This is a genomic window from Rhodococcus jostii RHA1, from assembly GCF_000014565.1.
Taxonomy (GTDB): Bacteria; Actinomycetota; Actinomycetes; order Mycobacteriales; family Mycobacteriaceae; genus Rhodococcus_F; species Rhodococcus_F jostii_A.
In genome coordinates, this window is the sequence record NC_008268.1 from 2,438,953 (window position 1) to 2,453,773 (window position 14,821).

General features: G+C 68.5%; 10 protein-coding genes. 3 read left to right on the top strand and 7 right to left on the bottom strand.

From position 1 onward, the window contains the following. Nucleotides 1-10: 10 nt before the first annotated feature. From RHA1_RS11285 to RHA1_RS11310, 6 genes are all read right to left on the bottom strand, one after another. Nucleotides 11-565 (bottom strand): MarR family winged helix-turn-helix transcriptional regulator, encoded by a 555-nt coding sequence (locus RHA1_RS11285; protein ID WP_011595086.1) that lies wholly within the window; start codon nt 563-565, stop codon nt 11-13. 133 nt (nt 566-698) lie between these two features. After that, on the bottom strand, nt 699-2,270 hold the full coding sequence (locus RHA1_RS11290; protein ID WP_011595087.1) for a polyamine aminopropyltransferase: 1,572 nt from the start codon (nt 2,268-2,270) through the stop codon (nt 699-701). A gap of 4 nt (nt 2,271-2,274) precedes the next feature. Continuing rightward, the gene (locus tag RHA1_RS11295) at nt 2,275-2,745 is read right to left on the bottom strand and encodes a DUF350 domain-containing protein (protein ID WP_011595088.1); all 471 of its coding nucleotides are present in this window, start codon (nt 2,743-2,745) and stop codon (nt 2,275-2,277) included. Between the two features lie 28 nt (nt 2,746-2,773). Further along, nucleotides 2,774-3,196: a DUF4247 domain-containing protein gene (locus RHA1_RS11300; RefSeq protein ID WP_016882649.1), complete on the bottom strand. Its 423-nt coding sequence runs from the start codon at nt 3,194-3,196 to the stop codon at nt 2,774-2,776. Further along, complete coding sequence (locus RHA1_RS11305; RefSeq protein ID WP_011595090.1) at nt 3,184-3,687, bottom strand: DUF2617 family protein; 504 nt, start codon at nt 3,685-3,687, stop codon at nt 3,184-3,186. Before RHA1_RS11305 ends, RHA1_RS11300 begins: the two co-directional genes overlap by 13 nt. Then, entirely contained in the window at nt 3,684-4,280 is a 597-nt protein-coding gene (locus RHA1_RS11310; RefSeq protein WP_011595091.1) for a DUF4178 domain-containing protein, read from the bottom strand. The genes RHA1_RS11305 and RHA1_RS11310 overlap by 4 nt, the downstream gene beginning before the upstream one ends. A 223-nt stretch (nt 4,281-4,503) precedes the next feature. On the opposite strand from RHA1_RS11310, the gene RHA1_RS11315 reads away from it, so the two are divergent. The 3 genes from RHA1_RS11315 to RHA1_RS11325 all read left to right on the top strand — a co-directional run bounded on the left by RHA1_RS11315 (nt 4,504) and on the right by RHA1_RS11325 (nt 13,484). Beyond that, nucleotides 4,504-5,151: an isochorismatase family protein gene (locus tag RHA1_RS11315; RefSeq protein ID WP_009474986.1), complete on the top strand. Its 648-nt coding sequence runs from the start codon at nt 4,504-4,506 to the stop codon at nt 5,149-5,151. 171 nt (nt 5,152-5,322) lie between these two features. Next, the gene (locus RHA1_RS11320) at nt 5,323-12,423 is read left to right on the top strand and encodes a non-ribosomal peptide synthetase (protein ID WP_011595092.1); all 7,101 of its coding nucleotides are present in this window, start codon (nt 5,323-5,325) and stop codon (nt 12,421-12,423) included. Further along, complete coding sequence (locus tag RHA1_RS11325) at nt 12,420-13,484, top strand: iron-siderophore ABC transporter substrate-binding protein (protein ID WP_011595093.1); 1,065 nt, start codon at nt 12,420-12,422, stop codon at nt 13,482-13,484. Before RHA1_RS11320 ends, RHA1_RS11325 begins: the two co-directional genes overlap by 4 nt. A gap of 16 nt (nt 13,485-13,500) precedes the next feature. Here the strand turns inward: RHA1_RS11325 and entS are convergent, their stop codons facing one another. Continuing rightward, nucleotides 13,501-14,766 (bottom strand): enterobactin transporter EntS, encoded by a 1,266-nt coding sequence (entS, locus tag RHA1_RS11330; protein WP_050787284.1) that lies wholly within the window; start codon nt 14,764-14,766, stop codon nt 13,501-13,503. Nucleotides 14,767-14,821: the final 55 nt, after the last annotated feature.

Sequence of the window (14,821 nt, forward strand, 5' to 3'; positions counted from 1 at the left end):
CACAGCAGGGTCAGTTTCGCCCGCGGACGTCGAACTGGCTGCGGTTGGTGATCAGCTTGTCCAGCAGCATGACGAGAATGCGCTGCTCCGGCTCGGTGAGAACACTCGCCCAGGCATGTTCCCGCTCGTTCTGCTCACGGTAGATCTCACCGATCTCGCTCCGGCCCTTCTCGGTGAGCGACAACTGGACGGACCGGCCGTCCCGCTCGTCCGGGGTCCGCTCCATCAGACCACCACTGACCAGCGTCTTCGTCAGATTCGAGACGGCCGCCCTGCTCATGCCGGTGAGCTTGGCCGCCGTCTTCGACTCGACGGGTCCGGCCAGCCACGTCACGAACATCAGCCGGAACGCCGACCACGACAGGCCGCGCGGGCGGTGGATCGACGACTCCAGGTCGTACGTCACCACGTTCGACGCGCGGTTCAACGTCAGGAGGACTTGGGTGGCGAGTTCGTGCGTCGAGCCGTATTCCGTGCTCAGGCGCCGGTTCGCCAGTTCGATGAACGACCAGAAGTCGAGGCTGTCCGGTACCTCGACGGGCACCGGCGCTGCGTCATCGGTCATGGGGGAACCCTATCGCGAGCCGGTGGCGGGCCCAGCGCCCACCACTTCCGCTTTTAGTATATCTGTGAACTATATGCCTTCGGCCCGTGAGTACTTGTTAACGCCCGGCGGTTAATAAGTACTCACGGGCGCGTCAGCGCTCGTAGCCCTTCCGCATGTCGTCGACGATACGCGGGCGGTCGAGGGTGGAGGGCTCGAGTTCGCGGCGGGGACGGTCGCGCGGGAAGATCGCGGACGCGGCGAGGGTCGGCTCGTCGAGGAAGCGCAATTCGGGGACGTCGCGGGGCAGGCGCAGGGCCGGCGGTTCGGGTCCGCGCCGGGCGAGGACGTATCCCCAATCCCCGAAGCTCGGCACCAGCACGTGGTACGGCGTGACGGCCAGACCCGCGGACGCGACCGTCGACGTGGTGCGCCAGTACGCGTCTGGCGTCGAATAGGGGCTTCCCGACTGCACCACCATCAGTCCACCAGGGTTCAGGGCGGCGGCAGCGAGACCGTAGAACTCGGTGGAGTACAGGCGCCCGAGCGCCGGGGTGTCGGGGTCGGGGAGGTCCACGATGACAGCGTCGAAACCCGAATCGGGTGCATCGCGTAGCCACCTGAATGCGTCGTCGAGGACGACGTGCACGCGCGGGTCCTGCAACGCCCCCTGATTCAGCCCGGACAGCCGGGTGTTCGCGAGTTCGATGACCGCCGGATCGAGTTCCACCTGCACGATCTCCTCGACCCCGGGCAGTCGCAGGACCTCTCGGGCGGCGAGGCCGTCGCCCCCGCCGAGGATCAGCACCCGTTTCGGGTCGTCCGCCATCGCGGGGTACACCAGCGATTCGGTGTACCGATGTTCGTCGATGCTGGAGAACTGGAGGTCGCCGTCGAGGAAGAGCCGCACGTCTCCCCCGCGCTCGGTGACGACGATCTCCTGGTATTGCGACCTTTCCGCGGCGACCACCGGATCGGTGTAGAGACGTTGCCGCGACGTGGTCTCGATGCCGTCGGCGCGCACCAGCAGCACCGCGATGCACGCGGCGGCGACCAGCAGCGCCACGACGGCGAACAGGCGGGTGCGCAGACTCAGCTGCCACCGCAGCAGGATCAGCGCCACCACCGCGGCGGCAACGAGATTGATGATGCCGGTGATGGCGGCGCCGCGGATCATTCCGGCGATCGGCAACAGGACGAACGGCCAGAGCAGGCCACCGACCAGGGCGCCTGCGTAGTCGGCTGCGTTGAGGTTTGCCAGCACCTTTCCGGTGCTCTCGGCGTCGGTGTCGTTGCGGCCCGACTGCAGCAGCGTCATCAGCAGGGGCACCTCGGCGCCCACCAGCACACCGATCAGTGCGGTGGCGAGCACCAGAACGATTGCGCTGGAACCGAAGAACGTGAACGTCACGTACAGCGTCACCGCGCTGAACCCGCCGACGAGTCCGAGGACGATCTCGACGACCACGAACGACGCGGCCGCGGTGGAGAGCAGCGGCTTGGCGGCGAGGGCACCCACTCCGAGTGCGGCCACGAAACCCGCGACGATCAGCGACGTCTGGGTGATCCCGCCGCCGGTCAGACTGACCGACAGTGTCAGCAGGGCCAGTTCGTAGATCAGCCCGCACGCCGCACAGGCGGCCACCGCGGCGAGCAGGAACGCCCTGGCCCGCCCGCCGAGCGCGCGGGTGGTGGAGGTATTCGGCTCTGCCGCGGTGGTCGTCATGGGATCAGGTGAGTGCGGCGGCGTTCACGAGGCCGATGGCGAAGAGGCTCGCACCGACCGCCCATGCGGCACCGCACATCTGCGGGTTCCCGACCAGGCCGACGAGTTGCCCCGGCAGCAGCAGGTTCATCAGGCGCAGCGCGATGACCTGCAGCAGCACACCGAAGAGGCCGTAGACTGCGGAGTCGGCGAGTCCCTGCGCGAATCCGTCGGAGCTGGTGAGGATCGCTGTGACCACGACGACGGCGAGGGCGAGATGGTTCGACGCCAGGAGGATTGCCGCGTTGGGGTTCTTGTCGATGTACACCTGGTGCCGGAGATTGCCGGGGGTGGCGAGGTCGAGTACCGCGAAGCCGACTCCGAGGACGGCGATGCCGATGACGAAGTACGCCAGGGTGCCGAGCATGCCGACGGCGAGCAGTCCGACGTCGACGCTGCCGATTTCCGTTGCTGCCGCCGTGTAGGTGGTATTCACGCGCTTCTCCCCAGTCGAGTGTTATCTGTCATTTCGCGCTCCCGGATCCGCCGCTGCCGCTGGCGCCGCCTGCCGGCGAGCCGGGGTTGAAACCGGGCCCCAGATAGGCGAATCCACCGCTTCGGTAGCGTCCGTCGATGTCTTCGACGCGGACGAGGCTGCCGCCCCCCGGCCCGGCGCTGACCGTCACGATGTCGTCGTCGTAGCGCAGGTATTCGCTGCCGCCGTCGGCCTTCCGCGCCGCCGGTTCTTCTTCGGCGACGATGTTCGAGACGGTCGTCCCCACGGGGTCGTTCGACGTGTACGTCTTCGCGTCGCCTGCGGTGTTCTGCAGGGCGTAGGTGTCGGCGATGTAGTCGCGGACGCCGCCGCCGCACGCGGTCGCGGCCAACACCAGGAGCAGTATCGGGGCGAGCCGCACGCGCGCACTGAACCGGCTCACGGCTGCCACCTGCTTCGAGTCTTCACGATCACCCCGCCCTTGTCTCCTGGGTACAGATGCCAGGTCTGCCAGACCCATCCGCCCGAATCTTTCGCCGCCGTGAGCGCGGTCAGCGCGGTGTGGTCGCCGGGGAACGCCCCGCAGATCCACCCGTCCACCTCGGTGGCCTGGCGCCGCAGCCAGTCCGCGGTCTGCTCGAGGTGGGTGCGGTCGACGGTGTCGGTGGTCGAGTGGAACCGGTACCCGCTCGCGCTGTCGGACACCGGCAGCGGCCTGCCGCCTGCCCGGACCGCGTCGCACGACACCTGTTCGGTGATCCGGCTGCCCGCCGCGGACGCCGTCACCGCGTGCGACGCCCCGAGAACCGCGAGTGTCACTCGGTCGTCACCGTGGGTGATGGTGAGTTCGGCGAGCGGGCACGGTGTTTCGGCGTTGACGACGAGACCGAGCGCCTCGGCCGTCACATCGCGCGACTCGATGTCGAGGACGTGCAGTGTCACTGCGGCGGACCGGAATGGATCACGGTGAGTTCACCGCGCGTGACGGCGCGGCCCGTGGAAACCTCCCACGACTGCGTCCGCGCCCAGCGCTCGAACGACAGCAGGCCGGTCTTGTCTGCCGTCGCATAGTCGGCGTAGTCGACGATGCCCTGGGGCGCCGTCCCGGTGGTGCCTTCCGCGGTGAACGACGCGGTGCCGCGCTCGATCTGCCGGTGCACCCTGTCGTCGAGGATCACGTCACCACCCGGTTCGAGGCCCGTGCCCTCGCGGCGCATCCACAGCGTCATGTCGAGGTTTCCCTCGTCGTTCTCGACGGTCAGCCATCGCTGACCGGTAGACCCGTCGAGGAGGTGTTCGTGCCAGATGTATCCCTCTTCGTCGAGGGTGATGGTGCCGCGCACGACGTGATCGATTCCGGCGTACGTGATGATGTCGCCGACTCCGATCTTGTACGGGTCGTAGACCTCCGGGTAGTCGGCGAGTGGATCGACCCGGGCAGCAGGAGTGGACTTCTTCCCGGCCCGATTCCGCAGGATCAGCACGATGCCCACGATCACGACGACGATCAGCAGCAGTAACAGCAGCGTGGTCAACAGTCTCTCCTGGTCAGCGGCTCCGGCACGGGAGACCGGCGCCCGGCCCCCACCGCTCAGTCACCTTACTGTGCGCCGCGCACCCACACACCTAGCGATTGCAGAGCCTGGTAGCAAAGGCTAGCCTAACCGAACGCGCGAGCGGTGGAGCGGAGCGCTGTCGTTCACCGAGATTCGCGCGGCATTCGCCCAGACGTCGACAAGACCGACAGTGAGGAACCATATGGCCATCCCGCCCATTTCGACCTACACGATCCCGGAGATCCACGAGGTCCCCGAATCGAAGGTGTCCTGGCGCCTCGACCCCCGGCGTTCCGCACTGCTGGTCCACGACATGCAGAACTACTTCATCGACGCGTACGACGTGCGTGCGGAGCCGATGTCGACTGCGATGGCGAACATGGTCCGGATCCGCGAACTGTGCTCGGAAGCAGGAATTCCCGTGATCTACACGATGCAGCCGGGCGACCAGCACCCGTCGCGTCGCGGCATCCTCGCCGACTTCTGGGGCCCTGGACTGACGTCGGGTCGCGACACCGAGGTGGTCGAGCCGCTCGCTCCCCGCGAGGGCGACATCCAGGTGACCAAATGGCGGTATTCGGCGTTCCAGCGCACCGACCTCCGGCAGTTGCTCGGCCACCACGGCCGCGACCAGCTGATCGTCACGGGCGTCTACGCGCACATGGGCTGCATGCTGAGTGCCGCCGAGGCGTTCATGTCGGATGTGCAGCCGTTCCTGGTCTCCGACGCGACTGCGGATTTCAGCCGTGACGAACACCTCATGGCCCTCACCTACGCGGCGAAGCGCTGCGGTTCGGTGACCACCACGGACGCGCTGGTCTCGGCGCTGTCTCCACTCGAAGTCGGTTGAATCGACCCGAAGACCCCACTCCGGCGCAGCGCTTCGTCCCGAGGCGTGCGTCGGTGTGCGTCGGCAGTCGGATCCCCACAGCTCATGTGGTTAGGCTAACCTGACACGCTGAGTAGCTGAAAGCCCGAAAGCCCGAGCCCGAAAGCCGAAAGCATCAGGAGTGCCTGTTAGATGTCCCTTTCGATTTCGTTGCCGTCCACCCTGCAGACCGGGGAGGACACGGCCGATGTCTGTTTGACCGCCGCCCAGCGCGAGCTGTGGTCCGGGCACCAGCTCGACCCGACCCGGTCGGCCTTCACCACAGCCGAATACGTGGAGGTCGCCGCCCCCGTCGACATCGACGCTCTCGCGGCGGCGGTACGCACGGTGATCGAGGAGGCCGAGATTCTCTCGGTCCGCTTCGAGGCCGAACCCGGTGCCGATTCGGCCGACGTCGTCCAGGTGCACGATCGTCGCCACGCCCCCGAACTCGAACGTCTCCAACTCGACCGGGCCGCCGCCCTGGAGTGGATGCGTGAGGACGTGCGCCGACCGCTCGACTTCGACTCCGCTCCCCTCGTCCGCACGGCACTGATCACGACCGAATCCGGTGTGCTCTGGTACCTCCGCGCCCCGCACGCGTTGCTCGACGCCTACGGGTATTCGCTGCTCACCCGCCGCGTCGCGGCGCTGTACGCGGCCCGGCTCGCGGGCACCGAACCCCGGCCGGCCAAGTTCCCGCCGTTGCGGACGCACGTCCAGGCCGCACGGGAATTCGATGCCGCGGCCCCGGACAGCGCGCCGCAGTCGGCTTCGCATCCGGTCGGATTCAGCGACACGGTGCGCCGGCCCGTCCCCGACCCCCGTCGGTACACGATCCCGATCGACCCCGACGTCGCGAGGAGCCTGCGCGAGGCGGCCACCGCGCAGGCGACCACGTGGGCGGAAGCGGTGTACGCGGCCGCTGCCACATACCTGGGCGCCCACACGGGAGCCGAGGAGGTGACGCTCCGGGTTCCGGTGCTCGCCCGCAACGGGATCGAGCTGGCGTCGCCCGTGACGGCCACGAACATTGTGCCGCTCCGCATTCCGCTCGACGCACGGTCGACGTTCGCCGACGTGATCGGCAGGGTGGCCGCCGCATGGTCCGAGACACGTCCGTTCCAGCGCGTCCGGGAGGCAGGCAGACGCGCCACCGGCGGAGCGGTGGTGAACGTCAAACCGTTCGCCGGCAGAATCGCTTTCGGTCCCACCTTCGGCGCGGTGCATCAACTCGCGACCGGTCCGGTGGAGGACGTGGTCATCTCCGTCTCGGGCGCCGGCGACGAGCTCACGCTCGAATGGGCCGGAAATCCCGACGTCTACACGGACGACGAGATCCGGCACCACGCACACCGATTCGCGCACTACCTCCGAACCATCTCCGTGGCAGCAGAACCCGTCTCCGTGGTCGACGTCTGCGCTCCGGACGAACTGCACCTGTGGCGGTCCGCGGCCGGCCTCGACCGGACCACCGGCACGGCAGCGACCCTTCCGGACAACATCGTCTCCGCCTTCCTCGCCCAGGCGCGCACCCACCCGGACCGCGTCGCCGTGAACGATCTGTCCTACCGTGAACTCTCGACTCGCAGCGCCGCCCTGGCCCGGCAGCTGAGGTCGGCCGGCGCCGGCCGCGGCACGGTCGTGGCCGTCAGCCTCCCCCGCGGCACCGACCTGATCGTCGCCGTCCTCGCGATTCTCCGCAGCGGCGCCACGTACCTGCCGATCGATCCGTCGTCCCCGGCCGAACGCGCGCGGTTCATCCTGCGGGATGCGCAGCCGTCGCTGGGAATCGGATCCGCCGACCTGCTCGGCGACCTCCCGCGAGTCGAGGAGGACTCGGCACAGTCCGCGTCCGGCGAACTCGACAACGCCGTGCAGGCGGACGACATCGCGTACGTCATCTACACGTCCGGATCCACCGGTGTCCCCAAGGGCGTTCCGATTCCGCACCGTAACGTGATGCGGTTGTTCGACGTGTCCCGCGAATGGTTCACGTTCACCGAGGACGACTGCTGGCCCCTGCTGCACTCGTACGCGTTCGACTTCTCCGTCTGGGAGATCTGGGGTGCGCTGCTGCACGGCGGCCGCCTCGTCACGGTCGACGAGGCCACCCTGACGTCACCGGCCGACCTCGCCGGGCTCCTCGTCGACGAGGGTGTCACGGTGCTGAACCAGACGCCTTCCGCGTTCGGGCATCTCGTCGACGCTCTCGTCCGCGCGGACTCGTTCGACCGGCTGCGACTGCGGTACGTCGTGTTCGGCGGTGAGGCTCTCGATCCCGCCGTCCTGCGCGCCTGGTTCGCCGCGACCGGTCCGGATGAGGGGGCCGAACTGGTCAACATGTACGGGATCACCGAGACCACCGTGCACGTCACCGCCACGAAAGTCACCGCAGCCGACGTGGTGGACATCGGGGTTCCGCTCGGCGACCTCCGCACGTACGTCCTCGGGCCGGGGCTGCGTCCGGTGCCGCCCGGCGTGACCGGCGAGATCTACGTGTCCGGCCCCGGACTGTCCCCGGGCTACCTCGGGCGTCCCGACCTGACGTCGGGACGGTTCGTCGCCGACCCGTTCGCCCCCGGCGGCACGCGCATGTACCGCACCGGCGACCTCGCACGGTACGACGCGACCGGCACGCTCCACTACCACGGCCGGATCGACGACCAGATCCAATTGCGCGGTTACCGTGTCGAACTCGGCGAGATCGGTGCCGCGATGACCGCGGTGCCCGACGTGCAGGCGGCGGTGGCCACGGCGCACGAGCAGGCCGGCGGCGACCAGCGGATCGTCGGATACGTCGTTCCCCGTCCGGGCGGCGAGCACGACGCCGTCGAGGAGCAGGTGCGGGCGCACCTGGTCCGCTCCCTTCCCGGGTACATGACGCCGTCCGCACTGGTGATGCTCGACCGATTGCCGTTGACCCACAACGGCAAGGTCGACAAGGACGCGCTGCCCGCCCCCCGTTGGCTCGGACAGGCCGGCGACACACCGCGGACCGACACCGAAGCCCGGATCCTCCCGCTGTTCACCTCGGTGCTCGGCGCCGAGCAGGTCGGTGTCCACGACGACTTCTTCGCACTCGGCGGGAACTCCCTCCTCGCCGCCGCTCTCGTGTCCGCGATCACCGCGGAACTGGCCGTGCCACTGCGGGTTGCCACGGTCTTCGAGAATCCCACCGTGGCCGCCGTGGCCGCGCAACTGGAGGACGCCGGCGAGCGGGTATCGGCGAGCAGGCCGTCCCCGCGGGACCTCCCTGAGGGCACGCCGGTGCCGCTGTCACCCGCGCAGGAACGTCTGTGGTTCCTCGACAGCGCCGCCGGCGGCGGAACGTACCTGCTGGCACTTGCCGTCGACTTCGGGGAAGGCCTCGAACCCGACGCCCTGTCCGCGGCGCTCGGGGACGTCGTGACCCGGCATCAGTCGTTGCGGACGGTGTTCCCCCTCGTCGACTCGGTACCCCACCAGGTCGTGCTTCCCGCCGGAGATGCGAAGGTTCGGCTCGAACGTGTCGACAACGTCGGCAACATCGAGGGGCACATCGCGGCGATGACGACGGTGGGTCTCGGGCTCACCGACCAGCCGCCGCTGCGCGCGGTGCTGTACGAACCGCAGCACACGCTGGTCCTGTTGCTGCACCACATCATCGGCGACGAGTGGTCGCAGTCGAGACTGCTGGACGACCTCGCCTTCGCGTACAACGCCCGCCGCGCCGGACGGGCACCGGAGTTCACGCCGCTGCCGTTGCAGTACCCGGACGTCGCCGTGTGGCAACGCGAACGCATCGGCGCCGGCGACGACGCGACCCCGTTGCTGACCGGCCAACTCGACTACTGGCGTGAGCAACTCGCCGGTCTGCCGCTCGAACTGGGCTGGCGCACCGACCGACCCCGACCGGCCCTGCCCACCAACCGTGGCGCAAGCGTTCACCGCACGCTGTCGCCGTCGCTGCACGCGGCCGTCGAGTCGCTCGCCGCCGAGCGCCGCGCGAGCTTCTTCATGATCGTCCACGCCGCCGTGGCCGTGCTGCTCGAAAGGCTGGGCGCCGGCGAGGACATCGCCCTCGGCGTGCCCGTCGCCGGTCGCAGTCACCCCGACCTCGACGCCATGGTGGGCTGCTTCATCAACACGGTGGTCCTGCGGACCGACGTCTCGGGCGACCCGACGTTCGACGACCTGCTGGATCGGGTCAGGGCCGTCGACCTCGACGCCGTCGACTACGCCGACGTGCCCTTCAACCGTATCGTCGAACTCGTCAATCCCCCACGGTCGTCGGCCCGCCACCCGCTGTTCCAGGTGATGTTGTCGCACTGGAAGCAGGACGGCGCGGCGGCGCGATTCGACGGGACGACCGCCGCGGTGCGGATGCTCGACGCGACGTCCGCGAAATTCGATCTGGCGCTGCGCTTCCAGGAACGCCCGGACAGCGGCGGGGTCGACGTGACGTTCGAGTACTCCACCGAACTCTTCGATGCCGCGACCGTCGAATCCTTCGCGGACCGCCTCGCCGTGGTGATCGAGCGGCTCGTCGCGAACCACGAGCAGCGGATCGCCCGGGTCGACATCCTGACCCCGCAGGAGCGGGGCCGAGTGCTCGGCGAATGGTCCCATGCGGAGCACTCCGTTCCGGCCCGCACCTTCGACGAGTACTTCTCGGCGCAGGTGGCGGAGACACCCGACGCCGAGGCTCTCGCCGTCGGCGCGAGCGTGCGGCCCGCGGTCTCCCTCACGTACCGGCAGCTCGACGAGCGGGCGAACCGGATTGCCCACCTGCTGATCTCGCGTGGCGCGGGCCCCGGTGACGTGGTCGCGCTCGCACTCGACCGGTCCGCCGAGCTGATCATCAGCGTTCTCGCCGTGTTGAAAAGCGGTGCCGCGTACCTTCCCGTCGATCCCACGTACCCGGCCGACCGGATCGCGCACATGCTCGCCGACGGCGCACCGGTCGCGATCCTCACGTCTTCCGTCGGTGTGCCCGACCGCACCCCGCTGGGCACCGACGTGCCCATTCTCGACCTGGACGATCCGGGCCTGCAGTCCCTGCTCGACACCCAGCCGGTCACGGCCCCCACCGACGCGGACCGGAGCAGGCCGCTGAAACTCGACGACGCCGCGTATCTCATCTACACGTCCGGATCGACGGGGGTGCCGAAGGGGGTCGTCGTCCCCCACCGGGGCATCGCGGACCTGCTGTCGCTGCAGTCGGACGTGATCGGCATGGACCACACCACTCGGGCGCTCCACTTCTCGTCCATCAGCTTCGACCTCGCGTTCTGGCAGATCATGTGGGGTGTGCTCTCGGGCGGAACACTGGTGGTCGCGACGGACGCCGACCGCATCCCGGGTGAGCCGCTCGCCCGGGTCATCAACGAACACGACGTGAACTTCGTCGGCGTGCCACCGTCTTTCGCCGCCGCCTTCCCGCCGGAGCATCCCATTCCGGACGGCGTCGACCTGATGCTCGGCGCCGAGAAGCTCACACCCCAGCTGATCGAGCGGTACGCCCCCGGCCGCCGGCTGTTCAACGCGTACGGTCCCACCGAGTGCACGGTCAACGCCACGCTTGCCCTCGTGGAACCGGGGCACGAAGGTCCGGTCCCCATCGGCGTCGTCGATCCGGGCAAGCACGCCTACGTCCTGGACCACGCGCTGCGGCCGGTGCCTCCGGGTGTGTCCGGCGAGCTGTATCTCGCGGGCGACAGCGTCACCCGGGGATACCGCAACCAGAGTCCCAAGACGGCGGAACGTTTCATCGCCGACCCTTTCGCGGTGCCGGGCAGTCGCATGTACCGGACGTCGGATGTGGTGTGGTGGGGCCGGGACGGTCAGATCTATTTCACCGGCCGCGCCGACTCGCAGGTCAAGGTGCGCGGATTCCGCATCGAACTCAACGAGATCGAGGCGGTGCTGTCCGGTGACCCGGACGTCGAGCACATCGTCGTCGTGGTCCGTGAGGACCGCCCGGGCGATCAGCGACTGGTCGCGTACGCGACGTCGGTGCCGGGCGGCCGGATCGACCCCGACCAGTTGCACCGTCGTGCCGCCAGCAGGCTGCCGGACTACATGATTCCGGCCGCGTTCATCGCCGTCGACGAGTTCCCCACCCTCCCCAACGGCAAGCTCGACCAGACGTCGCTTCCCGTTCCGCACCTGTCACTGCAGGTGTCCGAGCGGGGGCCGCGCACCGCGCGCGAAGAGGTGCTGTGCCAGTTGTTCGCCGAGGCTCTCGGTATCGAGCGGGTCGGCATCGACGACAGCTTCTTCGACCTCGGTGGCCACTCGCTGATGGCGGCCGGATTGATGAGCGCGATCTCGAAGCGGCTGTCCGTGACCGCGACCGTGGCCTCGCTCTTCGCGGCGCCGACCGTGGCCCAGCTGGCAGGCCGTCTCGACGACGATCACGACGCCGACGCGCTGGCCGTCCTGCTGCCGTTCCGCACCGAGGGGTCCAAGCCACCGGTGTTCTGCTTCCACCCCGCAGGCGGAATCAGCTGGGGCTACTCGGGGTTGCTGCGGCACATCGACGACGACTACCCGCTGTACGGCGTGCAGGCCTCCAACCTGTCGACGTCCGAGCGGCCGCCGGAAACGCTCGAGGACATGGCGGCCGAGTACATCGAGCACATGCGGACCGTGCAGCCCGAGGGCCCCTACCACCTCCTCGGATGGTCGCTGGGCGGCGTCGTCGCGCACGCCATCGCCGGTGCGCTGCAGAACCAGGGTGAGGAACTCGGCATGCTCGTCATGCTCGACTCCTTCCCGTCGGACGCGTGGGCCTCGATGCCGACGGAACAGGACGCGCTCGCCGCGCTGCTCTACATGGTCGGCTACGACCCCGAGCCGCTGCTCGCCTCCGACACCGAGCCGCACCGCGGCGGCGGCCTGGACCGGCAGCAGGTGATCGACATCCTGCGCGGCGAAGGCAGTGCGCTCGCCGGGATCAACGAGCACACCCCGGCAGCGATGATCGACAACTTCGCGAACGCCGTGCGCCTCGAATCCGAACCCTCACAGATCGTCGTGGACTCCGACATGCTCTTCTTCACTGCGGCTAGGAATCCCGCGACCGCGGCGACGTACGACCTGTGGCGGCCCTACCTGACCGGCACCATCGTCAACCACGACCTCGACTGCGAGCACAAGGACATGACCCAGCCCCGTTGGATCGGCGAAGTCGGCTCCGTCGTGAACGAGGCCCTCGCCTCGTTCGGCTCGCGCATGAACCCCATCAACACAGAACAGGGAGATCGATGAAAACGTCCGGAAGATACTGGCGTAGAGCCGGAATCGTGATGATTGCGGCAACCGCGCTGTTCGCGGGTGCCTGCAGCGAGTCGAATTCCGACTCGACCGACGCGGCGGGATCCGTCACCGGACAGGCCGACGCGTCGGCCTTCCCCGTGTCGATTCCGTCGGCGCTCGGTACCGCCGAGATCACGGAGGCACCGGAACGCGTCGTCACGATCGGCTGGGGCAGCGAGGACGCGGCACTGTCGCTCGGCGTCGTGCCCGTCGCCGTGCAGAACATGAAGTCGGACACGGGAACCGACGACGGCCTGCTGCCGTGGTCGCGGGCGAAGCTCGAAGAGCTCGACCCGAACGCGGAACCCACGTTGCTGACGGCGTCGAGCAAGGAGATGCCGTACGAGCAGATCGCGGCACTCGACCCCGACGTCATCCTGGCTGTCCACTCGGGCGTGAACCAGGAGCAGTACGACAAGCTCTCGGCCATCGCCCCCACCGTGGCGTACCCGGAGCGTCGCTGGGCCACCAGCTGGGAAGACCAGATCACCACCGTCGGCAAGGCCCTCGGCCGGTCCGCACAGGCCGAGACACTGGTGACCCAGACGCAGGACACCCTCGCGCAGGCGAAGTCGCAGCACCCCGAGTTCGCCGGGAAGACGGTGGCATTCGGTAGCGGCACCGAGCCGGGATCGTACAACTTCTACTTCGACACCGATCCTCGCCTGAAGATGCTGGCCAGCCTCGGTTTCACGGTCGACCCGCTCGCCCAGCAGTTGCGCGAGAGCAGTGACCAGACCAAGTTCGCGGCTCCCGTCAGCCTGGAACTGCTGCCGACGTACAACCCGGACGTGCTGCTCGCGTGGTACCTGTCGCCCGAGCTGCAGAACGAGGTCCAGTCGAACCCGCTGTTCGCCGGGATGAAGGCCGTGCGTGACAACGCCTACGTGGGTCTGACCGATCCGCCGCTGGTGTTCGCGTCGAGCTCGCCGAACGTGCTCAGCGTGCCGTGGCTGCTGGACAAGCTGCTCCCGCAGCTGTCGCAGGCCGCGAACAACGCTCAGGCCAGCTAGTTCCCACCTGAGCGCGTCACTGTGCCGCTGCCGAGAGGTCGTCCTCCTCGGCAGCGGCACTGCTGTAGGTGCGCAACCCCTTCAAGGTCAGCGCGAGAACCGCAAGCACCACGATGCCGCCCGCCCCGTAGAGGAGGAACGCCTCACGCGGACCCACCGCGGCTCCGACGGCGCCGGCGACGAGCGCTCCGGCAGCCGAGCCCGTGGAGATCTGGGCGCCCCACACACCGGCGACGCGTCCGCGGCATTCCTCGGGCGTCTCGGTCTGGATGACGGCGTACCGGAGGATGTCACCGAGGACGCGGCCGAATCCGTGTGCGGCGAGCCCGAGGAACGTGACCGCGATCATCGGGACGGCGCCGACGCCGATCAGCCCGGCCGACGCGATCATGGCCGCGAGGAACACGATCAGGCCACCGCGACGAGCAGTTCCCGTCCAGCCGCTCGTGAGTGATCCGGTGAGGGCGCCGACGGCGGGGGCGCTGTAGAGCAGTCCGGTCGCCGCCGGTCCGGCATGGAGGACCTGGCTCGCGTAGGCGGGCAGCAGCACGTTCCAGCCGGTCAGCATCATGGCGCAGAACCCGACCAGCAGCGTCCCGCCGACGACGGAGTCCTTGGCGGCATAGGTGAAGCCGCTGGCGATCGACCGCAGCGGACTCTCGGTGTTCTTGACCGGCGGCGGCAGCGAGGGCAGCCGGGCGATGCAGTACGCGGTGATTCCCGAGGACACCGCGGCCAGAACGTAGTTGGTGCCCACGGATGTCGCCGCGATGATCACACCGCCGATGGCAGGCGACGCGACCGTGCCGAGGTCGGCCATCACGGTCATCAGGGCACCGGCGGCGGCCATCTTGTCCTTGGGGAGCAGCGACGGGATCACCGCCATCAGCGCGGTCGCGGAGATGCCGCCGGCGAGGCCCTCGATCACGCCACAGAGGTAGATGATCCACAACTGGGGTGTGGGCAGGAACGCGTTGACCGCGAGGATAGCGAAGGCCAGACCCGCTGCGGCACGGGCGAGGGAGATGACCGGCCTGCGGTCGTACCGGTCGGCGATCACGCCGCCGAACAGGGTGCCGATGAACACCGAGGAGCCCACGACGATGCTCGCCGCGCCCACTGCCAGTGTGGAATTCGTCATGTCGTACACCTGCAGCGGCACTGCCACCAGCAGCAGACCCAGACCGAAGATGGAGATCGTGCGGGCAATGAAGATGTATCGGAACTCGCGACTCGTCCGTAGAGGCGTCAAGTCGATTGCGTATCGCGATAATCCGGCCATTGTCATCCATTCACATTCGGTTGCAACAGCTCTCCGTTTCGCCGTTCGCGTGGAG

Bases quoted from the DNA above. Each gene is read 5' to 3' on its own strand.
- RHA1_RS11285 (WP_011595086.1), bottom strand. From the start codon at position 565: ATGACCGATGACGCAGCGCCGGTGCCCGTCGAGGTACCGGACAGCCTC.
- RHA1_RS11290 (WP_011595087.1), bottom strand. From the start codon at position 2,270: ATGACGACCACCGCGGCAGAGCCGAATACCTCCACCACCCGCGCGCTC.
- RHA1_RS11315 (WP_009474986.1), top strand. From the start codon at position 4,504: ATGGCCATCCCGCCCATTTCGACCTACACGATCCCGGAGATCCACGAG.
- RHA1_RS11320 (WP_011595092.1), top strand. From the start codon at position 5,323: ATGTCCCTTTCGATTTCGTTGCCGTCCACCCTGCAGACCGGGGAGGAC.
- RHA1_RS11325 (WP_011595093.1), top strand. From the start codon at position 12,420: ATGAAAACGTCCGGAAGATACTGGCGTAGAGCCGGAATCGTGATGATT.
- entS (WP_050787284.1), bottom strand. From the start codon at position 14,766: ATGGCCGGATTATCGCGATACGCAATCGACTTGACGCCTCTACGGACG.